General features: G+C 60.4%; 21 protein-coding genes and 4 pseudogenes. 10 read left to right on the plus strand and 15 right to left on the minus strand.

Annotated features, from left to right (window positions below; genetic code table 11):
• Positions 1-150 precede the first annotated feature (150 nt).
• The 5 genes from AC0L4F_RS05210 to AC0L4F_RS05230 all read right to left on the minus strand — a co-directional run bounded on the left by AC0L4F_RS05210 (position 151) and on the right by AC0L4F_RS05230 (position 5,596).
• On the minus strand, positions 151-1,389 hold the full coding sequence (locus tag AC0L4F_RS05210; protein ID WP_244686047.1) for an aspartate kinase: 1,239 nt from the start codon (positions 1,387-1,389) through the stop codon (positions 151-153).
• Between the two features lie 135 nt (positions 1,390-1,524).
• Positions 1,525-2,010 (minus strand): DUF1178 family protein, encoded by a 486-nt coding sequence (locus AC0L4F_RS05215; protein ID WP_244686049.1) that lies wholly within the window; start codon positions 2,008-2,010, stop codon positions 1,525-1,527.
• A gap of 99 nt (positions 2,011-2,109) precedes the next feature.
• A complete protein-coding gene (locus tag AC0L4F_RS05220) occupies positions 2,110-2,586 on the minus strand; it encodes an NUDIX hydrolase (protein ID WP_244686051.1) in 477 nt (158 codons plus the stop codon).
• 109 nt (positions 2,587-2,695) lie between these two features.
• Positions 2,696-3,952: a 3-deoxy-D-manno-octulosonic acid transferase gene (locus AC0L4F_RS05225; protein ID WP_244686360.1), complete on the minus strand. Its 1,257-nt coding sequence runs from the start codon at positions 3,950-3,952 to the stop codon at positions 2,696-2,698.
• Between the two features lie 12 nt (positions 3,953-3,964).
• Positions 3,965-5,596 (minus strand): AMP-binding protein, encoded by a 1,632-nt coding sequence (locus AC0L4F_RS05230; protein WP_244686054.1) that lies wholly within the window; start codon positions 5,594-5,596, stop codon positions 3,965-3,967.
• Between the two features lie 177 nt (positions 5,597-5,773).
• On the opposite strand from AC0L4F_RS05230, the gene AC0L4F_RS05235 reads away from it, so the two are divergent.
• On the plus strand, positions 5,774-6,418 hold the full coding sequence (locus AC0L4F_RS05235) for a sulfotransferase family 2 domain-containing protein (RefSeq protein WP_244686056.1): 645 nt from the start codon (positions 5,774-5,776) through the stop codon (positions 6,416-6,418).
• Positions 6,419-6,458: 40 nt separating this feature from the next.
• Here AC0L4F_RS05235 and AC0L4F_RS05240 read toward each other — a convergent pair whose 3' ends face one another.
• The 3 genes from AC0L4F_RS05240 to AC0L4F_RS05250 all read right to left on the minus strand — a co-directional run bounded on the left by AC0L4F_RS05240 (position 6,459) and on the right by AC0L4F_RS05250 (position 8,408).
• Positions 6,459-6,581, minus strand: a complete 123-nt coding sequence (locus tag AC0L4F_RS05240) for a hypothetical protein (protein WP_280520455.1) — start codon at positions 6,579-6,581, stop codon at positions 6,459-6,461.
• Between the two features lie 309 nt (positions 6,582-6,890).
• A complete protein-coding gene (locus AC0L4F_RS05245; protein ID WP_244686059.1) occupies positions 6,891-7,520 on the minus strand; it encodes a LysE family translocator in 630 nt (209 codons plus the stop codon).
• A complete protein-coding gene (locus tag AC0L4F_RS05250; RefSeq protein WP_244686061.1) occupies positions 7,521-8,408 on the minus strand; it encodes an S-methyl-5'-thioadenosine phosphorylase in 888 nt (295 codons plus the stop codon).
• 237 nt (positions 8,409-8,645) lie between these two features.
• Between AC0L4F_RS05250 and AC0L4F_RS05255 the strand changes: the two are divergent.
• A pseudogene (locus tag AC0L4F_RS05255) lies at positions 8,646-10,279 on the plus strand (SulP family inorganic anion transporter).
• Positions 10,280-10,436: 157 nt separating this feature from the next.
• On the opposite strand, the pseudogene AC0L4F_RS05260 reads toward AC0L4F_RS05255, so the two are convergent.
• Positions 10,437-11,198: pseudogene (locus AC0L4F_RS05260) on the minus strand (GNAT family N-acetyltransferase); the annotation flags it as partial.
• A 46-nt stretch (positions 11,199-11,244) separates the two neighbouring features.
• On the opposite strand from AC0L4F_RS05260, the gene AC0L4F_RS05265 reads away from it, so the two are divergent.
• Positions 11,245-11,379: a hypothetical protein gene (locus AC0L4F_RS05265; protein ID WP_280520456.1), complete on the plus strand. Its 135-nt coding sequence runs from the start codon at positions 11,245-11,247 to the stop codon at positions 11,377-11,379.
• Between the two features lie 79 nt (positions 11,380-11,458).
• Here the strand turns inward: AC0L4F_RS05265 and tyrS are convergent.
• Positions 11,459-12,743, minus strand: a pseudogene (gene tyrS / locus AC0L4F_RS05270) (tyrosine--tRNA ligase).
• A 61-nt stretch (positions 12,744-12,804) separates the two neighbouring features.
• On the opposite strand from tyrS, the gene AC0L4F_RS05275 reads away from it, so the two are divergent.
• Positions 12,805-13,899 (plus strand): anhydro-N-acetylmuramic acid kinase, encoded by a 1,095-nt coding sequence (locus tag AC0L4F_RS05275; protein WP_244686063.1) that lies wholly within the window; start codon positions 12,805-12,807, stop codon positions 13,897-13,899.
• A gap of 138 nt (positions 13,900-14,037) precedes the next feature.
• Here AC0L4F_RS05275 and AC0L4F_RS05280 read toward each other — a convergent pair whose 3' ends face one another.
• The gene (locus AC0L4F_RS05280; RefSeq protein WP_244686065.1) at positions 14,038-14,643 is read right to left on the minus strand and encodes a flavin reductase family protein; all 606 of its coding nucleotides are present in this window, start codon (positions 14,641-14,643) and stop codon (positions 14,038-14,040) included.
• A 79-nt stretch (positions 14,644-14,722) separates the two neighbouring features.
• Between AC0L4F_RS05280 and AC0L4F_RS05285 the strand changes: the two genes are divergently transcribed.
• From AC0L4F_RS05285 to AC0L4F_RS05295, 3 genes are all read left to right on the plus strand, one after another.
• On the plus strand, positions 14,723-15,217 hold the full coding sequence (locus AC0L4F_RS05285; protein WP_244686067.1) for a GNAT family N-acetyltransferase: 495 nt from the start codon (positions 14,723-14,725) through the stop codon (positions 15,215-15,217).
• A gap of 49 nt (positions 15,218-15,266) precedes the next feature.
• Positions 15,267-16,022, plus strand: coding sequence for an EcsC family protein (locus tag AC0L4F_RS05290; RefSeq protein ID WP_244686070.1), 756 nt, complete (start codon positions 15,267-15,269; stop codon positions 16,020-16,022).
• A gap of 122 nt (positions 16,023-16,144) precedes the next feature.
• A complete protein-coding gene (locus AC0L4F_RS05295; protein ID WP_280520457.1) occupies positions 16,145-16,462 on the plus strand; it encodes a hypothetical protein in 318 nt (105 codons plus the stop codon).
• A 60-nt stretch (positions 16,463-16,522) separates the two neighbouring features.
• Here AC0L4F_RS05295 and hisD read toward each other — a convergent pair.
• Positions 16,523-17,817: pseudogene (gene hisD / locus AC0L4F_RS05300) on the minus strand (histidinol dehydrogenase).
• Positions 17,818-17,892: 75 nt separating this feature from the next.
• On the opposite strand from hisD, the gene AC0L4F_RS05305 reads away from it, so the two are divergent.
• The gene (locus AC0L4F_RS05305) at positions 17,893-18,849 is read left to right on the plus strand and encodes a LysR family transcriptional regulator (RefSeq protein WP_244686072.1); all 957 of its coding nucleotides are present in this window, start codon (positions 17,893-17,895) and stop codon (positions 18,847-18,849) included.
• A gap of 218 nt (positions 18,850-19,067) precedes the next feature.
• Here AC0L4F_RS05305 and AC0L4F_RS05310 read toward each other — a convergent pair whose 3' ends face one another.
• The gene (locus AC0L4F_RS05310) at positions 19,068-19,835 is read right to left on the minus strand and encodes an alpha/beta fold hydrolase (RefSeq protein WP_244686075.1); all 768 of its coding nucleotides are present in this window, start codon (positions 19,833-19,835) and stop codon (positions 19,068-19,070) included.
• Between the two features lie 123 nt (positions 19,836-19,958).
• Here AC0L4F_RS05310 and AC0L4F_RS05315 point away from each other — a divergent pair, with 123 nt between their 5' ends.
• Positions 19,959-20,333 (plus strand): hypothetical protein, encoded by a 375-nt coding sequence (locus AC0L4F_RS05315; protein ID WP_244686076.1) that lies wholly within the window; start codon positions 19,959-19,961, stop codon positions 20,331-20,333.
• Between the two features lie 389 nt (positions 20,334-20,722).
• Here AC0L4F_RS05315 and glyA read toward each other — a convergent pair whose 3' ends face one another.
• A complete protein-coding gene (glyA, locus tag AC0L4F_RS05320; protein ID WP_244686078.1) occupies positions 20,723-22,018 on the minus strand; it encodes a serine hydroxymethyltransferase in 1,296 nt (431 codons plus the stop codon).
• A 166-nt stretch (positions 22,019-22,184) separates the two neighbouring features.
• Between glyA and AC0L4F_RS05325 the strand changes: the two genes are divergently transcribed.
• Complete coding sequence (locus tag AC0L4F_RS05325; protein ID WP_244686080.1) at positions 22,185-22,946, plus strand: NAD kinase; 762 nt, start codon at positions 22,185-22,187, stop codon at positions 22,944-22,946.
• A 34-nt stretch (positions 22,947-22,980) separates the two neighbouring features.
• Here AC0L4F_RS05325 and AC0L4F_RS05330 read toward each other — a convergent pair whose 3' ends face one another.
• Entirely contained in the window at positions 22,981-23,670 is a 690-nt protein-coding gene (locus AC0L4F_RS05330) for a Crp/Fnr family transcriptional regulator (RefSeq protein WP_244686082.1), read from the minus strand.
• Positions 23,671-23,947: the final 277 nt, after the last annotated feature.

A 23,947-nucleotide genomic window follows, 5' to 3' on the forward strand; every position in this document is an offset into this window, starting at 1 on the left:
GATGTGATGTCCCCTTGGTCGCCGGGTGATCCTACACGCTTGGCTGCGTGCTCGGAAAGAGGCGAATGCGCTATCCGCCTCTTGTCGTATTGTCGCGGCTCCGGGCGGCGTGACCGCGCGCGGGTTACCGGTCGTCAGGGTGCAAAAGTGTCAGGCCGACTTTTCCAGCTCAAAGGCATCATGAAGCGCCTGAACTGCAAGTTCCATATACTTTCGGTCGATCAGCACAGAAATCTTTATCTCTGAGGTTGTAATGACCTTTATGTTCACGCCTTCGTCCGACAGGACCTTGAACATCTTGGCCGCCACACCGGCGTGGCTGCGCATGCCGATGCCGACCACCGAAATCTTGGCCACACCTTCATCCGCCACAATGTCGTTGAAGTTGATCGCGCCGGTGGATTTGGCATCCATCATCGCCTTTTCCGCCCGCTTCACCTGATCGGTGGGGCAAGAGAAGGTCATATCGGTGCGGCCCTCTTCGGCGATGTTCTGGACAATCATGTCCACATTCACCCCGGCATCGGCCAGGGGGCCGAAGATTGCGGCGGCAATGCCCGGACGGTCGGCGACCGAAATCAGGGTCATCTTTGCTTCATCGCGGCTATAGGCCACGCCGGACACAACATTCAGTTCCATGATTTCCTCCTCATCGCAGACGAGCGTTCCGGCCTCGTCGGATTGTTCTTCGAAAGAGCTGAGCACGCGCAGTTTGACATTGTACCGCATCGCCAGTTCGACAGAACGGGTTTGCAGCACCTTGGCACCCAGCGAGGCCAGTTCGAGCATTTCTTCAAATGCGATTTTGTCCAGCTTGCGCGCCTTGTCGCAAATCCGGGGGTCTGTGGTGTAAACCCCGTCCACATCGGTATAGATATCGCAGCGCTCCGCGCCAAAGGCGGCGGCAAAGGCCACAGCGGTGGTGTCCGATCCACCCCGGCCCAGCGTTGTGACCCGGCCATCGGGGCCGATCCCCTGGAACCCGGCGACAACCGCGACCTGCATGCCTTCGGCGAATTTTGCATTGATATTGTCGGTGGGGATTTCGGTAATCCGCGCCGCCGCATGGGTGTCGGTGGTCCGCAGCGGAACCTGCCAGCCCTGCCACGACCGGGCTGGGACATCCATTTCCTGCAGCGTCAGCGCCATCAAACCAGCGGTCACATTCTCGCCCGAGGATACGATGGAATCGTATTCACGGGCATCGAACAGCGGCGAGGTCTCATTGACCAGCCCGACCAGTTTGTTGGTTTCACCGGCCATGGCCGAGACAATGACAATCACGTCATATCCCTTGGCCACCTCTACACCAACGCGTTTGGCCGCGCGGCGAATACGATCAAGCGTGGCGACCGAAGTGCCGCCGAATTTCATCACCAATAGGGGCATGGGTCTTTCCCGCCTTCAAAACATCTGGCGCGGTTTACTGACAAGGCAGGAAAAGAGCAAGTGGGCGGGTGGTTCGTGGCTGTTCGTTTCCTGCACAGGCACCGGGGCGCAGAACGAACCCCGCACCAACGCCCCTCAGTTCGATTTGCGCCCCAGCGGAAAGGGCAGGGGGGCGATATTCACCCCATCTTCGATCAATTTGCGGGCTTCTTCCGGTTTTGCCTCGCCATAGATGGACCGTTCTGGGGCCTCGCCGACATGCATGGCGCGGGCTTCGCGGGCGAAATCGCCGCCGACATAATCCGAATTCTTCTCGACATGGTCCTTCAACCGCGCCAGCGCCTGTTCGGCCGGTGATGACGGCGTCGACAAGGGGCCAGCCGACGGCGCGGGCCGCGCGCCGGATGATGGTTCCGCCTCTTGCTTGGTCTGGTGTTCGGCATCTGGCGCGGCGCTGCCATGTGACACACGTGGCGCCATTATGTCCCTGTCGACATCGCTGCTGCCACAGACAGAACAGGCCACCATGCCGGCGGCTTTCAGTTTGTCAAAGGCGGCACCAGACTGAAACCAGCTTTCGAACCGGTGATTGTCTGCGCATTTCAGGGCATAATGAATCATGTCAGATGTCCAAAGGTCGGTCACCTAGACTTAAACATTGTGACGTGAAGATCAACTGAACCGATCCGATTTCGCGATAAACTCCGGTGTTGCGGTGGCTTACAAGCGGAGCCGTCTGGGATCGAAATGCAGCAGGATATGTTTCAATTCCGGTTCACTGACCAATGCGGCGGCGCTGGCGGGGGGCATCCATTTCATCCGGCGTTGGCCGGCCTCGGGGAAATTGTCGTGCATGCGTTTGACCCGGATCGGATAGACCATCGCCACACAGGGCAGATCGCCGGATCGGGCGCTGAGTTTCATGTAGGAATACACACCAACACATTGGTTATAGGCCCGGCCCATCACACCGGCCTCTTCCCAGGCTTCGATGGCCGCGCCCTGGGCCGGGGTGACGCCGTGACTGGGCCAGCCTTTGGGAATGATCCAGCGTTTGCGCCCGCGTGACGTGATCAGCAGAACCTGGGTGCGGTTGTTGACAATGCGAAAGCAAAGAGCGGCGAATTGCGCCCGTATCTCTTCCTTTTGGTGCGGCCGGATCGCCAGCGGCAACTGAGATTTTTCATGATAGGACATTGCCCGCCGTCCCCCCCTGTTACAACGAGATTAGGCAGTTTCCGAGGCGCAGGCTACTGGTGAAATTGTAACAAGATCGTAAAACCGCTCAGGCCGCTGTGCCCCCGGTTCAGGCCGCCATATTTGCCAGCAACTTTGCCATCACGGTGTCCAGACCAGAGGGGTGATCCAACTGGTCATGGGCCATGCGGCGCATCGCATCCCGGCGGTCGGGGTCGCGGGTCTGGATCAGCACACGGGTCAGATCCTCGGCGGAATGCACCTGAATTGCTGCGCCAGACACATCCAGCCGCCGGAAGATGGTGGTGAAATTGGCAATATCCGGGCCATGCAACAAGGTGCTGTCAAACACCGCCGGTTCAAACGGCGTATGCCCGCCCTTGTCGACCAATGTGCCCGCGATAAAGGTTGTGCCGGCCAATTGATACCACAGCGGCATTTCACCCAGCGTATCGGCAATATAGACCGCCTTGGCGCGCGGCGGATCGCCCGCAGAGCGCAGAGCAGATTCCAGCCCCGATTTCCGCGCCAGTGTCGACACCTGGGGTCCGCGTTTGGGGTGGCGCGGGGCCACGATCAATCGTGCCTCCGGGTCGATTTTCAGCAGGTTCAAATGGGCCTGGAACACGATTTCCTCTTCGCCCGGATGGGTCGAGGCCGCCAACCATGTGCGGTCGCGGGCAAAAGCCTTTTTCAGGGTTTCGTCGGGCATCAGTTCCGGCGGGGGGCGGTAAAAGGCCTTGAGATCCAAGACCGGGCCAAGCTGACGCGATGTCAGGCCGAGATGCATCAATCGCCGCCGCGTGCCTTCGTCCTGGGGCGAAACATAGGTCAGCCGCTCCAATACCCGGGCCGCCAGTGTCGACACCCGCCGCCAGGTCTGGGCGGTGTCACGCGACAGACGTGCGCCAACGGCAAAGACGGGCAGACCCTTGGCCGACATCGCCAGAATACGGTTGGGCCAGAATTCGCTTTCCAACAATACATGTGCCTGCACATGGTAGAGCTGCCGCATCAAAACCGCGGCCCAGCGGGTGTCCAGCGGCGCCAGACGCACGGTCAGCCCCGGAAGGTCCCATTTCCGGGCCAGATCACGCCCGGTCAGCGAATTGGTGGTCACCAGAAGTTTCAGATCGGGGCGTTCGGCCCGATAGGCCTTTAGCACCGGCAGGGCCGACAGAAGTTCACCGTTCGAGGCCGCATGCAACCAGACATGACGGCCCGCCGCACGGCCCGGCGCAATGCCGATCCGCTGTGCCCAATCGCCCAGCCGCTCTTGCCCCCGAAGAACCCGCAACAGCAACAGCAACGCCACTGGCCCCCAGGCCAGGCAAATGAACAACCGGTAAAACGGCATGGCCGACACACGTATCAAAGGTCAGAGATCCCTGGCTAGATTGCGAAGTTGGAATTTCTGGATTTTGCCGGTCGAGGTTTTGGGAAGCTCTTGGAAAACCACCTTTTTGGGGGTTTTGAAGCTGGCCAGCCGACTGCGGGCAAATGCGATCAGATCACTTTCAGTTGCCACATGCCCGTCCTTCAATTCCACAAACGCACAGGGCACTTCGCCCCATGTGTCGTCCGGTTTCGCCACCACAGCAGCAAGACTGACCGCCTCATGCGCCATCAACGTCGCTTCGACTTCGACCGAAGAGATGTTTTCGCCACCTGAAATGATGATGTCTTTTGCCCTGTCCGCGATTTGGATATAGCCATCTGAATGCTGGATTGCCAGATCGCCAGAGTGGAAATAACCACCACGAAAGGCTTCTTGTGAGGCGGCCGGGTTTTTATAGTAGCCTTTCATCACCGCATTGCCGCGAAACATGATTTCGCCCTGGTGGCGGGCGTTCATGTCCACCTGTTGCATCGTATCGGGGTCCAGCACGGTTATTTGCTCCATCATGGGCATGGCGACACCCTGACGCGCCTTGATCGCGGCGCGGTTGTCCCCTGCCAGATCCTGCCAATCCTCGTCCCGCCAGGTGCATTCCGTTGCGGGGCCATAGGTTTCGGTCAGGCCATAAACTTGGGTGATATTGAAACCCATTGGTTCGATCTTGGCCAGAATTGCCGGGGCCGGCGGGGCGCCAGCGGTGAAAACTTCTACAGTGTGATCAAATTCGCGCCGGTCTGATTCGACTGCGTTGATCAGCAGGTTCAGCACAATCGGCGCACCGCCAAAATGGGTCACACCTTCGTCGGCTATGGCGTCGAAAATTGCGGCGGCGGTGATGTCGCGACAACAGACCAATGTGCCCCCGAGCAGGGGCATCATCCAGGTGTGGCTCCAGCCGTTGCAATGAAACAGCGGCACGATGGTCAGATAGGTCGGATAAAGCGCCATGCGCCAGGAAATCGGCTGGGCCATCGCGCTGAGGTAGGCACCCCGGTGATGGGACACCACGCCCTTGGGCCGCCCGGTTGTCCCGGAGGTGTAGTTGAGCGCGATACTTTCCCATTCGTCGCTGGGCATCACCCAGTCAAAGTCTGCATCGCCAGTTTGCAGGAAGGATTCGTATTCGACATGCTGGCCACTGGCCGAGACACCGGCGTGGGGGTCGGCCACTTCGATGATGCCAGGGGGCGGGCCCTGCATCCGGTCGATTGCATCCTCCAGCACCGGCAGGAACTGGGGATCGACCAGAACGATCCGCGCCTCGCCATGATCCAGAATATAGGCGATTGTGTCGGCATCCAGCCGGGTGTTGATGGTGTTGAGGATCGCACCACAGGCCGGCACGCCAAAATGCGCCTCGGCCTGGGCCGGAAGGTTGGGGATCACCGTGGCCACCACGTCGCCCGGTTCAATGCCCGATTTGGTCAGGGCCGACGCCAGCCGCGTGCAGCGCGCAAAATATTCGCCATAGGTCTTGCGGTGGGGGCCATAGATCACCGCCAATCGGTCGGGAAAGATCCGATTGGCCCGGATCAGCATCGACAAGGGCGTCAGCGGCACATAATTCGCGGCGTTCCGCTCCAGCCCGGTTTCATCCTTCAGCCAGCCCATCGCGTCCTCCTATTTGTGCAGGTTGTTATTTTTATAAGCCAAGACAAAACCCCCGCAAGTCAGCATCGACGCGGCCCGTTTGACCCGTCAGGGGGCTCAGGCGTATCAGATGGGGGCAGGGCGCGGCGTTGACGGTTAGAAATTGCGCATGGCCGCTGGCCCGGCTAGCCTTGCGGTATGATTATTTCCCGCGGTCGGCGCTATATCTTTGTTCATATTCCCAAAACCGGCGGCACCGCGATGGCCTTGGCGCTTGAGGCGCGGGCCATGGCCGATGACATCCTGATTGGTGACACGCCAAAAGCCCGCAAGCGGCGGGGGCGGGTGAAATCGCTGACGGCGCGGGGGCGGTTGTGGAAACATGCCACGCTTGCGGATATCGACGGCATTGTCAGCCCGGCGGAATTTGACGATTTTCTGATTTTCACACTGGTGCGCAACCCCTGGGATCGCATGGTGAGTTATTACCATTGGCTGCGGACCCAATCCTTTGACCATCCGGCGGTGGGCCTGGCGCAAAGTCTGGATTTTCCTGCCTTCTTGCGCGATGGCTCGGTCCAGACCAGCATGTCCGCCGCTCCGGCGGCGCGCTATGTCACCGATGCCCAGGGGCAGGAACGCAAAACGCTGTTTTTGCGGCTGGAACATCTGGCAGAGGATCTGGCGCCGCTGCAGGCGCATCTGGGGTTTGCGCTGGACATACCGCATGCCAATCAATCGGATCGCGCGGCGGATTACCGGGGGTATTACAGCGACGAAGAGGCCGCCATCGTGTCCCGGATATGTGCCCGGGACATCGAAAGATTTGGCTACCGTTTCTGACGTCTGATCACCGGACCAGCATCCGCGGCGCAGTCGGGGATCAGTCGTGTTTGCGTGGAAACCGCAGCGCATAATACGCATCAGAGAGCCAGTTTACATGTGGCCGGTTCCAGTCGAGCCGGTCGCGCAGCAGCATTGATCGTGCATAAGCGATGTTCATCATTTGCCCTTTTCTTTTTCTTTGTGGTGACTTAGCATGTGCATGCATTGTCTATGCGATGTATATACACTATCAGATCACAAAAATCAAGACAAAGGCCCGGCCGGTGAATAAAAAAACGGATGAAAAGCGCGTAGGCAACAAAGATGCGCAACTTATCTTGCGTCTGGACAAGACCGAGCGCGACGCATTTGTGGCCCTTTGCAAAGACATGGACACCACCGCCGCCCGCGAGATCCGTCACTTCATTCGCAAGTTCATGAAAAAAAACCGCGAACTCGGTTTGATCCCGGGGCTTGGGTCGCGCACCGCTCAGGTCGCGCGCCGCATCGTGGCCGTCAGCACACCCATTGCAATCAAAGCAGCGCCGCCAAAGCGGGTGATTGTCGTGATCACCTGCGGGCGGGAAATCATCCGACGCAACCGGTCGGCCAGCAGCGCATAGGCCAGCGCGTTTACCGTGGCCAAAGTCACAAAAGTGGCGGTCAACAGCGCGAATTGCGGCAGCAGCGGCGCCGCGCTGTCGACGAATTGCGGTACAAAGGCGATGAAAAACGCGATTGATTTCGGGTTGAGCGCGGTCACCGCAGCATTGTGGCTGAACACACTGCGCGCGGTCACATCGGCGTGCATTTGGTCAGATGCGAGACCCTTGCTTGGGGCCGAGCGGATCAATTTGACCCCCAGCCAGATCAAATAGATCGCGCCAATCCATTTCAGCACCGTGAACAGCGTCGCCGAGGCCAGCACCAATGCGCCCAACCCGGCGAGAGACGCCGACATTGCAATGAAATCCCCGGTCGCCACCCCAGCCGCCGAGGCCACAGCCACACTGCGCCCCTTGGACAGCGCATAGCTCAGCACCAAAAGCACCGTGGGGCCGGGGATCAGCAACAGGGCCGTCGAGGCCGCGACGAAGGTCAGCCAGATGTGCAGATCCATTTATGCCTCACTGGGGTGCAAAACCCGCCCCGCCACCGCATCCAGCCGCGCGACCAGCTCCGGGTCGCGTTTGTCCGGCGCCGTCATGATGGCAAATTCCAGCGCCCGGTCACAGCCATGCGGGCAGGGCGCGCGGTCCGGCCCCAGAAGCGCAGGCAAACGCCCGACCAGATCGCGGCCTTTGCTGGCATTGCCGGTCAGGGTGGCAATGATCTGGGTCACATCGACCTCGCCATGATCGGGATGCCAGCTGTCATAATCGGTGATCATCGCGACGCTGGCATAACAGAGTTCGGCCTCGCGGGCGAGTTTCGCTTCGGGCATATTGGTCATGCCGATCACATCCGCGCCCCAGCTTTCGCGGTACATCTTTGATTCCGCGAGTGTCGAAAACTGCGGCCCCTCCATCGCCAGATAGGTGCCGCCATCATGCACCTTGATCCCGGCGTCACGCGCCGCAGTCAAACAAGCCGCCGACAGGCGCGGGCACGTCGGATGTGCCACGCTGACATGCGCTACACAGCCGGTGCCGAAAAAGCTTTTCTCGCGGGCAAAGGTCCGGTCGATGAATTGGTCGACAATGACGAAATCGCCCGGCGCCATTTCCTCGCGGAAGGAACCACAGGCCGACACGCTGATCACATCGGTCACGCCAATCCGTTTCAGCGCATCAATATTGGCGCGATAGGGCACGGTGGTCGGTGAATGCACATGGCCCCGGCCGTGGCGCGGCAGAAATGCCATTTTCACCCCGCCCAGAACCCCGGTCAGGATCTGGTCCGACGGCGCGCCAAACGGGCTTTCGACCGTGATCCATTGTGCCTGATCCAGGCCATCAATGTCATAGATCCCCGACCCGCCGATCACCCCGATCATTGTCTCTGCCATTCGAACCTCCGGTTTTGCGCTTTTCGGTGACATCCTTAGTCAACGCAGAAACAAGCGCAACCAGACTTGTCCGGGCGCAACCGCTGTCCGGCATCTGTTCGGGATCTGGCCGGTCTCTGTGGCGCGGTTGCGAAATTGCCCCGCATCCGATCTGTCCGCGGGTGCACGGGCTGGCCATTTTCCCTGGGTCGATCTATAGCGCTAGCGCGAACACATGAAAATTCAGGATAACCGCCGATGAAACGCGCTTTGCTGGCATCGTTTGCCAAGGGCTTTGCCATGCCCGACCTCCGTTGGATGCCAGATGAGGGGCTGACCGCTGGTCGGCTTCGCATCGAGCTGCTGTCCGGCCTGACCGTGGCGCTGGCGCTGGTGCCCGAAGCGGTGGCCTTTGCCTTTGTTGCCGGGGTTCACCCGTTGGTCGGGCTTTATGCCGCGTTCCTGGTCGGGTTGATCACGGCGCTGATCGGCGGCCTGCGGGGATGATTTCCGGCGCGACCGGCGCCTTGGCGGTGGTCATGGTGGCCCTGGTGGCGCAACATGGCGTGGAATACCTTTTTGCGACCGTGGTTCTGATGGGCCTGCTGCAAATATTTGCCGGGGCGATGCAATGGGGGAAATTCATCCGATTGGTGCCGCATCCGGTGATGCTGGGGTTCGTCAACGGTCTGGCGATCGTGATTTTCCTGGCCCAGCTGACCCAGTTCAAGGTACCCGGCAGTGTCGAGCTTTCGGGCCACGGCGCGTCCGGCGGTGAATGGCTCAGCGGTCTGCCGCTTTATGTCATGCTCGGGCTTGTCGGGCTGACCATGCTGATCATCTGGGCCACGCCCAAGGTGACCAAGTTCATTCCGGCCCCGCTGGCCGGGATCGGGATCGTAGCCGCGCTGGTCATCGCATTTGGTCTGGATGTCCCACGTGTGGGGGATATGGCGTCGATCCAGGGCGGGCTGCCGACCTTCCATATTCCATCGGTGCCGCTGAATCTGGAAACCTTGCAGATCATCCTGCCTTACGCGGTGATTCTGGCGGCGATTGGCCTGATTAAATCGCTGCTGACGCTGAACCTTGTTGGCGAAATGACCAACAAACGCGGCGGTGCCAGCCAGGAATGTATTGCCCAGGGCATCTCCAACACCGTAACCGGTTTCTTTGGCGGCATGGGCGGTTGTGCGATGATCGGCCAGTCGATGATCAACGTGAAATCCGGCGGCCGCACCCGCGTGGCCGGGATCGCAGCGGCAGTGTTTTTGCTGATCTTCATTCTCTTTGCCTCGCCAATCATCGAACTGATCCCGTTGGCTGCGCTTGTCGGCGTGATGTTCATGGTGGTGATCGGCACCTTTGCCTGGAACTCGATCACCATCCTGCGCAAGGTGCCGCGGATGGATGCCTTTGTCATTCTGCTGGTCACGGCGGTCACCGTCTACGAAGACCTGGCCGTGGCTGTGGTTGTCGGGGTGATCGTGTCGGCGCTGGCCTATTCCTGGAACAATGCGCGGCGCATTCACGCAAAGACACGTGAATCGGTGACCGATCTTGGCGCCAAGGTCTATGAAATCCAAGGTCCGCTGTTCTTTGGTTCGTCCGATGGGTTTGTCGAATTGTTCGATTTCACCGGCGACCCGGATGTGGTGATCGTGGATTTCGCTGCCAGCCGTGTGGTCGACCAATCCGCGCTTCAGGCGATCGAAGCTGTTGCCGGCAAATATGAAGAGGCTGGCAAGCAGATCAAACTGCGCCACCTCAGCCGTGACTGTCACCAATTGCTGACCAAGGCGGGGCATCTGATGGTCGATAGCGACGATGACCCCGATTATGAATTGGCGGTGGACTACAACGTGCGCACCGGCATTCTGGGCGGGCACTAACCCGGTCCAAAGGCCGGGCAGGTTCGGGGAAAACTCCTCCCGAACGGCGGTTGATGGCCCTAGACCCGGACCGCCCAGGTCCCCCCAATGATCGGCAGCGCGCGCCGCTGCCCAGTTTGAACCGCGCCAATCCCGGCGCGGTTTCCGTATCTACCGCCCCCAAATCCAGCCGCGTCACGCCCAGACGCGCCAAGGCGATCATTGCCCGCCACATCACCAGATGATGCGCCGACAGCTGTCGCCCGGATTTGCCGTTCCATCCAATGTGATATGTCGCCACTTGCCCGTGGATGAAAAACAGCATGGCGGCCAATGCCGCTCCACCCAGATGTGCCTCGAACAACCGCGCCGAGCCGCCATTGGCGCGGGCAAAGGCGGTGGAAAACGCCGCAGGATATCCGCGATATCGGTTTTTCACCTGCTGCGCCACATCCGCACGCAGAAGCCAATGATCGGGGTCAGTCGGCATGGCGGAATGACGGATTTCGATCCCGCTTGCGGTGGCCCGATTCAACCGGTTGCGCCATTTTTGGGCCATTTGGCCCTTCATCTCGGCGGCGCTCGTGCCGAGCGCGAGTTCTGCGATAAAGGCCGGGTGGCGCAGCATGACGCCCGGATGCCCCCGCGACCGGGCATCTGCACGGCCCTTTGCCTCCGTTTCAGCATTCACCAGAAACAGACGACAGCCAGATTTTTCCCGGATATGTGCCAGATCCTGCCGGGTGACATCCGCCCGTGAAATCAATCCGACCTCGACCGGGCCAAACCGCCGCCGCATCAGCTGAAATTCCCGTCCCGTGCCAGAAGATGATAGCCGCAGCGGCGGGCGCCCCAAATGGGTCAGCGCTGCCCCGAACGCCGGGTGCTGCTGCAGGGGCGCCAATTGCAAAGCGGCCAGATGAGAGGGGTGACAGGACATGCCGTCATTAACCGCTGATTTAGATTAAATGCGGATTAAGGACAATATGAAAAAATACCATGTGATGGGCGTGCATGCGCCAACACCGCGCCTGACCCTGATCGGGCTGACCATACTGGCATTCGCTCTGGCGCTGCCGGTGGGCGGCGTCCTGTGGCTGGCAGAATGGCTCTGGTGGTGACCGGTCCAAAAGCAAACCGATCTTCTTCTGTTCAAAAATATCCCGGGGTGCGCGAGGGGCTGGCCCCTCGCTCCCGTCTTCAGCCCAGTTGCACCAACGCGTGACGCTTCTTGCCGGCCGACAATTTGATCGGCGACGACAGCGCACCGCTGTCAATCATCAACCCGGCATCGGTCAAGGGCTGATCATCCAGTCGCGCGCCATTCTCGGAAATCAGCCGCTTGGCCTCTTTGCCGGATTTCGCCAGACCAGAGCGGACAATGACCTGAACGATCGACATCCCGTCGCCCAACTCCTCTGCCGACAAGGTCAGCGTTGGCAAATCATCCCCGACACCGCCTTTTTCAAACACGTCGCGCGCCGTGGCTTCGGCTGTCGTGGCCGCCTCGGCCCCGTGGCACAGCGCGGTGACCGCATTGGCCAGAACAATCTTGGCTTCGTTGATCTCGGACCCGGCCAGTGCGCCCATGCGGTCGCATTCATCGACCGGAATTCGGTATAAAGTTTCAGAATTGGCCGACATCCGCATCCGTGGTATTGCGCCAAAACTGCCAGAACTCATAGGGGCTGCGCATGTCGCCGTTCAGCCAGATCGCCCCATCGGCGGTCTTGCCCATTTTCTTGCCGTCGCTGGTGGTCAAAAGCGGCGAGGTCAGCCCGTAAATCTCGTGATCCAGCACCCGGCGCGTCAGGTCGATCCCATTGACGATATTGCCCCATTGGTCGGAACCGCCCATCTGGACCAAACAGCCGTACCGCCGGTTCAGCTCAAGAAAATCATAGGCTTGCAGGATCATGTAGTTGAATTCCAGGAACGAAAGCGATTGTTCCCGGTCCAGCCGCGATTTCACGCTTTCAAACGCCAGCATCCGGTTGACCGAAAAATGCCGCCCGATGTCGCGCAGAAAATCGAGGTAATTCAACCCGTCCAGCCATTCGGCGTTGTTCAGCATCAAGGCCGCATTGTCCGGCCCGACCGCTTCGCTGCCGGAGGGCACAGATGTCCCTTCGTCATAGCTCAGGTATTTGGCAAAAACCTGTTTGATGCCCGCAATATTGGCGTCGATCTGATCCGGTGTCAGCAGCGGGCGCTCGTCGGCGCGAAACGATGGGTCCCCCACCTTGGTGGTGCCGCCGCCCATCAGGGTGATCGGTTTGTTGCCCGTCTTCTGCAACCAGCGCAGCATCATGATCTGGATCAGCGACCCGACATGCAGCGATTTTGCCGTGGCATCAAATCCGATATAGGCCGGCATCCCGCCCTTGGCGGCGGCCTCGTCCAATCCCTGATAATCGGTGCAGTCGGCCAAAAAGCCACGCTCGATCATGGTGGCCATGAAATCCGATTTGGGATGGTAGGTCATGTCGTCTCTCCGGTATGGTCGCGACAAGGCTATAAAGCCCACAAGGCGCGAGGAAAAGGGCATGTTGAAGACAGGCATGGTAACGGCGTTGGGCGCAATGTCTGGCACATCACTGGACGGGGTGGATGCGGCGGTGATCCGCACCGATGGCCAAACCATCGAAAGCTTCGGTCAAAGCCGGTATCGCGCCTATAGCGACGACGAACGCGATGTGCTGCGCGCGGCCCTTGGGCGCTGGCCGGATGAGGATGTGACCGCCGCGCTTGCGGTGGTCCAGAACAGCCATATCGAAGCATTGTCAGGCTTTGATGCCGAAATCGTCGGGTTTCACGGCCAGACGCTGGCGCATGACCCCGCCGGGCGCGGCACCCATCAACTTGGCGATGGGGGCGCGCTGTCCCAGGAGCTTGGCCTGCCGGTGGTCTGGGATTTCCGCTCGGCGGATGTGCGGTTGGGGGGCCAGGGCGCGCCGCTGGCACCGTTTTATCATTTCGCCTGCGCCAAATGGATCGGGGCAACCGCGCCGGTGGCGTTTCTGAACCTTGGCGGGGTCGGCAATATCACCTGGGTCGATCCAACCAAACCGACGCCTGAAACCCCGGGCGCCTTGCTGGCCTTTGACACCGGCCCGGCCAATGCACCGTTGAATGATCTGATGATGGAACGACGCGGTCTGGCCTATGACAAGGATGGCGCGCTCTCGCGTCAGGGCAACGTGGTCGACGGGGCGCTGGAATTGTTTCTGGAAGAGGGCTATTTCCTGAAAATCCCGCCCAAGTCGCTGGACCGAAATGACTTCTCTGTCATGCTGGATCTGGTCCGTGAATTGGCAGACGCCGATGCCGCCGCCACAATGTGTGCCATGGCTGCCAGTGCGGTCATGCGGGGCATGGAACATTGCCCCAGCCCGCCAAGCGCGCTTTACGTCACTGGCGGCGGGCGGCAAAACCCGGTGATGATGCAAATGCTCGGGGTTTCACTGGACTGCCCGGTCCTGCCGGTCGAAGCGGTGGGCCTGGATGGTGACATGCTCGAGGCCCAGGCCTTTGCCTATCTCGCGGTGCGCGTGGCGCGGGGGCTTGCGACCTCATCGCCGACAACAACCGGCGTGCGCGCGCTTGTGGGCGGTGGCGAAATCTCGACGCCAAACGCCTAAGGTCCTGACACCGGGGCTTCTTCTGTTCAAAAATATCCCGGGGGAGGCCAAAGGCCGGGGGCAGAGCCCCCACAATCAAAAGCGGGGCAGAGCCCCCAATCGAAGGCGGGGCAGCGCCCCGGGAAACCCCGCCCGGGCCTATTCGCCGGGGCGCTTCAGCGAAAACACTTCGCGCACAGCGGAATAGTCGCGATATCCCAGCCGCGTCAGCGGCGCGTACCGCGTGACGTCCAGCATGCCATCCACCAGATAGTCATCGCCGATATGCACGCCCACAACTTCGCCAAGCACCAGAAAATTTGCCGCACCTTGCAAGGTGACGATCTGGGTCAATCGACATTCCAGCGACGCCGGGCTGTCGATCACACGTGAACAGGCGATCTCCTGGCAATCTGCACGGGCAATCCCGGCGTGGTCAAATTCATCCACCTCACGCGGCCAGGGCCCGGAGCTTTGGTTCATCACATCGCGTTGTTCAAATGCAACGATGTTGACGCAAAACACACCGGTTTCGCGAATATTGGCCACGCTGTCCTTGGTGTCCCCGCGATCGTCCTTGGCCGAGGTCGACGAAAACATCACCTGCGGCGGGGTATAGGCGACCGCATTGAAGAACGAATAGGGGGCCAGATTATCCTGACCGTCCTGGCCACGGGTGGCGATCCAGCCGATCGGCCGTGGCGTGACAATGGCGTTGAACGGATTATGCGGCAGACCGTGGCCGTCTGCGGGGCGATAGAACATTCGGAAATCCTTTGGCTTTACCCAAGACCTAACTGCATGTTACCCGCGTTTCCACCCATACCGTTAAAGGACCGACCCAGTGATCCATCTGCGCAGAGAAACAGCCGAGGATTGGTGGGCCGTCGAGGCGCTTTTCGATCTGAGTTTTGCGCCCGGCCGGACAGCGCTCAGCTCTTATCGTCTGCGGGATGATGTGCCGCCGGTGGCGGAATTGTCGACATTGGCGGTGGATGATCTGGGAATTATTGGCGGCGCCATTCGCTATTGGCCGGTCCGGGTCGGCGGGCAGGCGGCGCTTTTGTTGGGTCCGGTTGCGGTTCACCCGACCCGCCAGGGCGAAGGCGTGGCCGCCGCCCTGATCCGTGATTCGATGATTCGCGCCGCGGAATTCGGCTGGACACGGGTGATGCTGGTGGGGGATGCGCCCTATTATTCACGCTTTGGCTTTGAAAAACTGGACGGGGTCGAAATGCCGCCGCCAACCAACCCGGACCGGGTTCTTGGCTATGCTTTGGTCACAGGCGCTTGGGACGGGATCACCGGCGAAGTGACGCCCTGGGCCCAGCAAGCTTGAAATTTTCGCCGGACACCCAATGTAAATACCAGTAACATGGGGTGGCACGATGACGGGAACTGAGCTGATTTCACCAAATACGGCCTTGGAACTGGATGTTCTGGTCCAGCGTTACCGACGGGCTGGCGGTGTTGGCATTCAAGTGCTCAATCTGATGGGCACACAGGCAGAAAACTTGCTGGAACATCTACCGGACGGGGTCAAGAATCGGCTGGAGACCGCGACCGAACGTGCCCTTGCCATCGCGATGGATGCCGCCAGCCAAAGCCGGGGCCGCGTCGGTGACGCGCCGGGGTGGTTGAACCGGGCGGTGACCACGGCGATGGGCGCGGCGGGGGGATTTGGTGGGCTGCCGTCGGCGCTGGCGGAATTGCCGGTGACCACCACCGTGCTGTTGCGCGCAATCCAAGGTATCGCTGCGGAACATGGTTTTGACCCGGAGGATGCCGAAATTCGGGCCGAATGTCTGGCGGTTTTTGCCGCGGCCGGTCCGCTAGAGCATGATGACGGCGCCAATATGGCCTTTCTGTCGGCCCGTGTGACCCTGACCGGGGCGACGGTCAATGCCATGATCGCCCGTATCGCGCCCCGGCTTGCCACTGTGCTTGGCCAAAAGCTTGCGGCGCAGGCGGTGCCGGTGGTGGGTGCGGTGGCCGGGGCGGCGACCAATTTCGCCTATACCAGCTATTATCAGGAAATCGCCCATGTGCATTTTGCCCTTTTGCGCCTCGCCCGGGCCGAGGGCATCCCGCGTGAGGCCTTGGTGAATGATCTGCGATTGCGGTTGGCGATCACGACGCGGTGATCGCCAATTTTCTGGTCTGACAGCGGCGTGAATTGAAATATGCCCGAAATTGGTGCAAACTGGGGCAATCGCGGCAACGCCGGTCGTTTCGAAACCGGCACCGCAGAACATGAGGGCAGATCATGAAACAGGTGCTATTTTCCGCCATCGTCGCAGCGATGCTGGCGCCAATCCTTGCAAGCGCGGTGTCGGCGGGCCCGATCAGCCGGGCCTGCGTGACATCCGGTCGACAGGCGGCCAATTCGCGGCTTTGTGGCTGTATTCAAAGCGTGGCGGACGCGGCTTTGTCCTCCTCCGACCAGCGTTTGGCGGCCAGATTCTTTCGCGACCCCCATATGGCGCAGGAAATCCGCCAATCGGATCGCGCCCATCATGAATCCTTTTGGAAACGCTACAAGCTGTTCGGCACGAAGGCAGAGCAGCTTTGTGCGCGCTACTAAGCGCTGAATTTACGGCTGGATCTATAACTGGCACCGCAGCAATTAAGCCATGCTGCGGTCTTAGCCTGCTGCGCGATTCCCTGTTTGTTTCCAACTGTCTTGGCGAATGTCGGCGGTGCGTGCATGGCCCTCCATGCCTTCTGCGCGACTGATCGTGGCACAGGCATCGGCCAGATCGGGGCAGGCGCCACCGCGCATTTCCTGCCAGGTAACGCATTTCAGGAATTTGTGCACCGACAACCCGCCGGTGTAGCGCGCCGCGCCTGATGTGGGCAGCACGTGGTTTGGTCCTGTGGCCTTGTCGCCAAAGGCAACGGTGGTCTGCGCCCCAAGAAACAGCGCGCCATAGCTGCGCAGTCGGTTGCGCCAATAATCCAGATCACCCGCCTGAACATGCAGATGTTCCGGCGCGCGGAATCGGCATAATCCGCGGCCTCTTCCCGGCTGTCGCAGACCACCACCTCGCCAAGGTCACGCCAGGCCCGATCCGCCGCCGCGCGATTCGGTTCTGGCAGGGTGGCAATCAGCCGGGGCACGATGGCAATCACCTGTTCGGCGACCTCCGGCGATAGGGACGCCAGCCAGATCGGCGAATTGGCGCCATGTTCCGCCTGACCCACCAGATCCCAGGCCACGGTTTCCGGATCGGCGTCGCCGTCGGCAATCACCAGACTGTCTGTGGGACCGGCAAACATGTCGATCCCGACAGGGCCGAACATTTGCCGCTTGGCCTCGGCGACAAAGGCATTGCCGGGGCCCACCAGAATATCGGCGCCGGGGGTCTCAAACAGCCCCTGCGCCATGGCCGCAATCGCCTGCACCCCGCCCAGGTTCAGAACACGGGTGGCCCCGGCCAGATGCATGGCAAACAGGATCGCATCGGGTATCGCATCGCCTCTGGGGGGCGAGGCCACAGTGATATGGCGCACCCCCGCGACCCGGGCCGTGGTGATTGTCATCAGGGCAGAGGCAATATGGGCATATCGCCCGCCCGGCACGTAACATCCGGCGGTCGACACCGGGATGAGCTTTTGCCCGGCAAACAGCCCCGGCCGAATCTCTGTTTCAAATTCCTGAAATGATCCGCGCTGCGCCGTGGCAAAGTGGTGAATGTTTTCATGCGCAAAATGAATCGCCGCCCGCAGTTCCGGGGCGACGCGCGTGCCCGCCGTGCGCAGCATCTCTTCCGGCACCACAATGTCCCCCTGCCAGCGATCCAGCGTTGCTGCATAGTGGCGCACAGCATCCTCGCCCCCGGTTTTTATCCGCGCCAACATCGCAGCGACGGTCGCGGTGACCTCGGGCGGTGTGCCGTTGTGATGGGTCATTGCGGTCTTGAGCGGCTTAATGGTCATGGTGGACCTCATGCTGTGGCTTGAATTGGCCGGGTGATACATTCACAAATGATAAAACTGGCAAAAGGATGGGTGATGCTGGCCAAAGGCGTGACATTGCGAGGGCTGGAGGTATTCGAAGCACTCGCCGAAAGTGGATCTGTGGCCGGTGCGGCGCGGGCAACCGGGCTGAGCCAGCCGGCGGTCAGCCAGCAAATGCGCAATCTTGAAACCGCGCTTGGCACTGCATTGGTGGATCACTCGAAACGCCCGATGCAGCTCACACCGGCGGGGCGTTCCTTCCTGACCCGGACCGAGGTGGTGCTGGGACAATTGCGTCTGGCGCAGAGTGAGTTGACGGTGATGGATCTGGCGCATCTGTCGACGCTGAACCTTGGGATGATTGACGATTTCGACAACGACCTGACGCCGCGTTTGGCGACCCTCCTGGCCGAGAGTTTGACGCGCTGCCGGTTCAAGCTGATTTCGGCCCCCAGCCATGAAATCAGCAGCGCAATGCGCGACAGCCGGTTGCATATCGCCGTGGCCGCCGCCACCGGAGAAGTCATTGAAAACGTGACGGAATACCCGCTTGTGCGCGATCCATTCATCTTTGTCGCCCCGCGCGAGGCCGGTGACAACGTCGCCGATGTCATGGCCCAACTGCCATTCTTGCGGTACGATCGGGACCAATTGATTGGTCGCCAAATCGAGGCCCAGATGGCGCGGCTCAAGCTGACCTATCCCAGCCGGTTCGAAATCGGCTCGCATCCGTCGCTGATGGCATTGGTCGCCCGTGGCATGGGATGGGCGGTGACCACCCCACTGGGCTATATGCGGTCGGCGCGAATCCATGATTCCCTTGCGGCGCATCCGCTGCCCTTCGCGCCGTTTTCGCGCAATATTTCGCTGTTCGCCAGCGCCGATTGGTCCGATGATGTCCCTCGCGAGGTCGCCCGCACCGTGCGCCGATTGGTGCAGGATCTGATGATCACCCCGGCCCATATCCAGCTGCCCTGGTTGCAAGACCAACTGCGCGTCATCGACACCTAGGGGCGATGGTGGCTGTGGTCGTCTGGACCGGTGGATGTCGGAATCACTGCGGATCATGCCCAACAACCTGAGCGTCATCAGGCCTTCCGACAATGTCGCGGTCGTTCTCTTTGAAAAGAGAGATCTGCAAATTCACAAAAGCTGAAACTCGGGGCCCGTGCCGGGCGGGCTGAATGGCGCAAGCCCTTTCAGTTCGCCAGTGGCGCAGTCACCATGGCTCAGGCGTCAAGGAACGCCCGCACAGAGGCCTCGAACTCTCGCGGCTTTTCCGCATGCAGCCAGTGACCAGCCCCGACCAGTTTCGCGAACCGTGCCTTGGGAAACAACGCGCGGATCGCTGGCCTGTGCTCAGGCAGGACATAGTCTGACTCCGCACCGGACAAAAACAACGCCGGGCCGTCAAATACGCCAGAGACTTCGGGAAACCCGATAATCTTGTCCATATCCCGCGCCAGAACATCGAGATTGAGCTTCCATCGCTTGCCCGCCACATCAAGCGATTGGGTGAAAAAGCTCTGAAGCGTCGGGTCGTCGACATGTCGCGCCAATTGCGCCAAGGCATCGGATCGCTTGTTGACCTGTTGCAGATCCACCGCCTTCATTGCGTCGATAAATTGTGTCTGATCATGGCTATAGGTCACAGGGGCAATATCCCCGACCACCAATCGGTTCACCATGTCGGGATGCTGCAGGGCCAGGACCATCGCGGCCTTGCCACCCATCGAATGGCCCACCACATCGGCGCGCCCGCCCAAGTCCGCAATCACCTCTGCCAGATCCTGCGCCATGTCGAGATAACTGTGGCTGTCAGCCCAGGCACTGTCGCCGTGATTGCGTTGATCGACGGCGATCACCGGGCGGCTGTCCGACAGCCGTTTGGCAATCACCCCCCAATTGCGGGCAGAGCCATAAAGCCCGTGAACGATGACAAGCGGCGTGCCGCTCTGGCAGTCACCTGCCGGTTGGTGGTGGATCTGGTTCAGCATGCCCCAGATCTATCGCGACGCCATGGATTGGGAAACCGGAAAATGCGCCTGGGCCAAACAGAAGACAGCTGATCTTGTCCTTGCCCGGATGTCCGCTTATGACCGCCAACAGAGGTGAGACCGGTGATCGAGGCACATACTATCGAAGCGCGCAAAACGGCCCTGGCCAAATTGATGGCGGATCAATTGGGCGTTGGCGGCGCAACGTTTGAACACATGCTGACCCGTGCCGGTCGGCGGCTTCCGGCATGGGCGCGGCGCGACGCGGCGCAGATTGTCGAAGCGTCGCGGCTGGCGGCGCATCCGAAACTGGCGCGGCAGCTCGACCTGCACGCGCTGTCACGGGCCGAAGCACGCCTGACCCGTTACCTCAAATCGCTGGATCCCAAAGAGCGCCGCACCACAGCAAGACTGCATCTGGCGGGTGGGATCGTGCTGAAACTGCTGGCCGTCGCCGCATTGTTCCTGATGGTCCTGCGCTGGCAGAACATCATTTGACCTGTGCCTAGCCTGCGATATCCGTGGTGACGATGCATGGCGGCTTGCCGGGCAAATTCTGCCTCGGTGCTGCCTGCCGCCAAGGCCAGAAACCCAAGGGCAATAAAACCAGCGGTCACAATTGGCGGAATGTAATAGGGGCGTTTCATGGGGTCACCTCTTGATGGTTTCAAGGGTGATACGCAGACGGTCGCCTTTTCCGTCGCGTGAAATCGCAAAACCACTGGTTTTTCTGTGCCCGACCAAACATGAAAAGACCCAGAGCATTGCACGCTCCGGGTCTTCTTCTGTTCAAAAATATCCTCGGGGAAGTTTGAAGGGGCAGAAAGCCCCTTCAAGGCCTGCGTGGCCTGAACGCAGTCTTACCGGTGCGCGTCAGCGCACAAGGTTCAGAGATCGGCGTAGATCGGGAACTTCTGGCAGAGCGCATCAACTTCCGCTTTGACCTTGGCTTCGACCTCTTTGTTGCCCTCTTCACCGTTTTCGGCCAGCCCGTCGACCACCTCGATGATCCAATCCGCGATCTGGCGGAACTCAGCCTCGCCAAAACCGCGGGTCGTCCCAGCAGGAGAGCCAAGGCGAATGCCCGAGGTCACTGTCGGTTTTTCCGGGTCAAACGGCACGCCGTTTTTGTTACAGGTGATATGCGCACGGCCCAATGCGGTCTCGGTGGCGTTGCCCTTCACCCCTTTGGGGCGCAGGTCGACCAGCACAACATGGGTGTCGGTGCCATGGGTAACGGTGTCGAGCCCGCCCTTGATCAGTTGGTCCGAAAGCGCCTGGGCGTTTTTGATCACCTGTTGCGCATAGGTTTTGAATTCCGGTTGCAGCGCCTCGCCAAAGGCCACAGCCTTGGCCGCAATCACATGCATCAACGGGCCGCCCTGAATGCCGGGGAAGATCGCCGAGTTGACCTTTTTGGCAATCGCCTCGTCATTGGTCAGGATCATGCCGCCACGGGGGCCGCGCAGGGTCTTGTGCGTGGTGGTGGTGGCCACATGCGCATGCGGGAAGGGCGAGGGGTGCTCGCCCGCCGCCACCAGACCGGCGAAATGCGCCATGTCCACATGCAGATAGGCGCCAACCATATCGGCAATTTCGCGCATCCGCTTGAAATCAATCTGGCGCGGAATGGCCGAACCACCTGCGATGATCAGCTTGGGCTGATGTTCTTTCGCCAATTCCTCGACCTGATCATAATCCAGCATGTTGTCCTGCTGGCGCACGCCATATTGCACCGCATTAAACCATTTGCCCGATTGGTTGGGGCGCGCACCATGGGTCAGGTGGCCACCCGCGTCGAGCGACATGCCAAGGATGGTGTCACCCGGTTGGATCAACGCCTGATAGACGCCCTGGTTGGCCTGCGATCCCGAGTTGGGCTGAACATTGGCGAATTCACAACCAAACAGTTCCTTGGCGCGGGCAATCGCCAGATTTTCGGCCACATCCACCCAGTCGCAACCGCCATAATAGCGCCGTCCCGGATACCCTTCGGCGTATTTGTTGGTCAGAACCGACCCCTGGGCTTCCATCACCGCGCGCGACACGATGTTTTCCGACGCGATCAATTCGATCTCGCTGCGCTGGCGGCCCAATTCGCCGGTGATGGCGGCAAAGACTTCGCTGTCACGTTCGGCGAGGGGCTGGGAAAAGAATCCGGGGTTTTTGATCGACGTGGTCATGGCAAGCTCCTTGGGCAAGCAAATGCATGGCGCGGTTCCTACTGCATCAACAGCGTGACGAAAAGCCGGGAAAAGACCACAGGGCGATTTGATGTCGCCATCGCTGGTCATACCGGGGAACTTGTGGTTGTTTCGGAAATCAGAAGGTGCGGCAAGGAAACACGACATGAGCCTACGAATTGCGTTTTGTGCCTCGAACGCGCCACTTGCTCAGGCTGCCAAGGCCACATTGTCGACCCGATTTGGTGATCACGCCGAACAGGGGGCAGATGTGATTGTGGCCCTGGGCGGCGATGGCTTCATGTTGGCGACACTGCACCGGACCCAGGACAACCCCGCGCCGGTTTACGGCATGAATCGCGGCACGGTCGGTTTCTTGATGAATGAATATAACGAACATGGTTTGGCGGACCGCCTGAAAGAGGCACAGGAAGAGGTCATCAATCCACTTTCGATGCATGCGATATGTACCGATGGCACCAAACACGATGCCCTTGCCATAAACGAGGTGTCGCTGCTGCGTGCCGGACCTCAGGCCGCGCGGCTGCGCATTTCGGTCGACGGGCGGGTGCGGATGCCGGAACTTGTCTGTGACGGTGCCTTGCTGGCGATGCTGGCCGGATCAACGGCCTATAACTTTTCCGCCCATGGGCCGATTCTGCCGATCGGTTCGGATGTGCTCGCCCTGACGGCGATGGCGGCGTTCCGGCCGCGCCGGTGGCGGGGTGCGCTGCTGCCCAAGACCGCAGAAGTGCGGTTCGAGGTGCTGGACCCGGGCAAACGCCCGGTCATGGCCGAGGCCGACGCCCGCGCGGTGCAAGACGTGGAAATTGTTGATATCCGTTCCGAACCCTCAATCGCACACCGTATCCTGTTTGATCCCGGCCACGGGCTTGAGGAACGGCTGATCCGGGAACAATTTGTCTAGCAACTGTATGTCGCGCGCCCCCCGCTTGCCGCGTTTAACCGGCGCGCGTGGCCAGCAGATCGGGATCGACCAGGATCAGATCACGCCCATCGCGGCGCAGCATCTTGTCCAGCTCCCAGGCGCGGATCTGGCGATTGACGGTTTCGCGCGTCAGCCCGGCCATATCGCCCAGATCGGATTGGGACACCGAAGGCGTGAGGCGAAATCCGCCGTCTTCTTCCACCCCCCAACGTTCGAACAATCCAATCAACACTTTTGCCAGACGCGTGCCGCCGTCGGCGGTGGACAGATCTGCCAGCGCTTCGGTCGTGGATTGCAGTTTGCGACATAGGTCCGCAATCAAACCCAGGGTGGTTTGTGGATGGTCGGTCAGGAATTGCAGCAGATGCGTGCGGTGCAACAGACGCCCGGTCACGTCATTGGTGGCAATTGCATCCGCTGTGCGGTCGCTGCCCAGAAGCACGGCCATTTCCCCGACAGAGTCACCGGGCCCAAGATGGGCCACAATCGACCGGTTGCCCGTGGCCGATGTCAGGCTGATCTCGACCCGCCCGGTTTCAATCAACATCAACGTTTCGCCGGGGCTGCCCTTGGAAAAAATCGTCTTTCCACCATGATAGTGACAGGACTTTGAAAGTGCCAATAACAGGGCGCGTTCACTGGGGTCCAGCGCGCCAAGGATAAGGCTTTCGCGCCGGGCGGTATCTCGGAATTTCAAAACCATGGTGTTCCTGCCAGAACTTGCACGCCATAGACGCGCTGTATCGAACTAAAAATAATGACTTGGCCGACAAATATGATCTGGCCGAGGTTAAGTTACACGATTGTCGAAGGACAGTAACCGGGCAAATTCAGGATACTGTGTGCTTCTGTGATGTCCGTCACAGATTTCAGGTGCAGTTGCAGAATAGGAAAGGGGGCGTCCGTCGGCATCGGTGTCTCACGATTGCTTTCAAGCCCTTTCTCTTCCCGAGAATGGCGGGTGCGCACCCCGATCCGGG

The organism is Marinovum sp. J2-8 (assembly GCF_055808435.1).

Excerpts from the sequence above, each read along its gene's own strand:
- AC0L4F_RS05220 (WP_244686051.1), bottom strand. The coding sequence starts at position 2,586 with ATGTCCTATCATGAAAAATCTCAGTTGCCGCTGGCGATCCGGCCGCAC.
- AC0L4F_RS05265 (WP_280520456.1), top strand. The coding sequence starts at position 11,245 with ATGAAAAAATACCATGTGATGGGCGTGCATGCGCCAACACCGCGCCTG.
- AC0L4F_RS05230 (WP_244686054.1), bottom strand. The coding sequence starts at position 5,596 with ATGGGCTGGCTGAAGGATGAAACCGGGCTGGAGCGGAACGCCGCGAAT.
- AC0L4F_RS05325 (WP_244686080.1), top strand. The coding sequence starts at position 22,185 with ATGAGCCTACGAATTGCGTTTTGTGCCTCGAACGCGCCACTTGCTCAG.
- AC0L4F_RS05295 (WP_280520457.1), top strand. The coding sequence starts at position 16,145 with ATGAAACAGGTGCTATTTTCCGCCATCGTCGCAGCGATGCTGGCGCCA.
- AC0L4F_RS05245 (WP_244686059.1), bottom strand. The coding sequence starts at position 7,520 with ATGGATCTGCACATCTGGCTGACCTTCGTCGCGGCCTCGACGGCCCTG.
- AC0L4F_RS05275 (WP_244686063.1), top strand. The coding sequence starts at position 12,805 with ATGTTGAAGACAGGCATGGTAACGGCGTTGGGCGCAATGTCTGGCACA.
- AC0L4F_RS05235 (WP_244686056.1), top strand. The coding sequence starts at position 5,774 with ATGATTATTTCCCGCGGTCGGCGCTATATCTTTGTTCATATTCCCAAA.
- AC0L4F_RS05330 (WP_244686082.1), bottom strand. The coding sequence starts at position 23,670 with ATGGTTTTGAAATTCCGAGATACCGCCCGGCGCGAAAGCCTTATCCTT.
- AC0L4F_RS05215 (WP_244686049.1), bottom strand. The coding sequence starts at position 2,010 with ATGATTCATTATGCCCTGAAATGCGCAGACAATCACCGGTTCGAAAGC.
- AC0L4F_RS05290 (WP_244686070.1), top strand. The coding sequence starts at position 15,267 with ATGACGGGAACTGAGCTGATTTCACCAAATACGGCCTTGGAACTGGAT.
- AC0L4F_RS05210 (WP_244686047.1), bottom strand. The coding sequence starts at position 1,389 with ATGCCCCTATTGGTGATGAAATTCGGCGGCACTTCGGTCGCCACGCTT.
- AC0L4F_RS05250 (WP_244686061.1), bottom strand. The coding sequence starts at position 8,408 with ATGGCAGAGACAATGATCGGGGTGATCGGCGGGTCGGGGATCTATGAC.
- AC0L4F_RS05310 (WP_244686075.1), bottom strand. The coding sequence starts at position 19,835 with ATGCTGAACCAGATCCACCACCAACCGGCAGGTGACTGCCAGAGCGGC.
- AC0L4F_RS05280 (WP_244686065.1), bottom strand. The coding sequence starts at position 14,643 with ATGTTCTATCGCCCCGCAGACGGCCACGGTCTGCCGCATAATCCGTTC.
- AC0L4F_RS05305 (WP_244686072.1), top strand. The coding sequence starts at position 17,893 with ATGCTGGCCAAAGGCGTGACATTGCGAGGGCTGGAGGTATTCGAAGCA.
- AC0L4F_RS05240 (WP_280520455.1), bottom strand. The coding sequence starts at position 6,581 with ATGATGAACATCGCTTATGCACGATCAATGCTGCTGCGCGACCGGCTC.
- glyA (WP_244686078.1), bottom strand. The coding sequence starts at position 22,018 with ATGACCACGTCGATCAAAAACCCCGGATTCTTTTCCCAGCCCCTCGCC.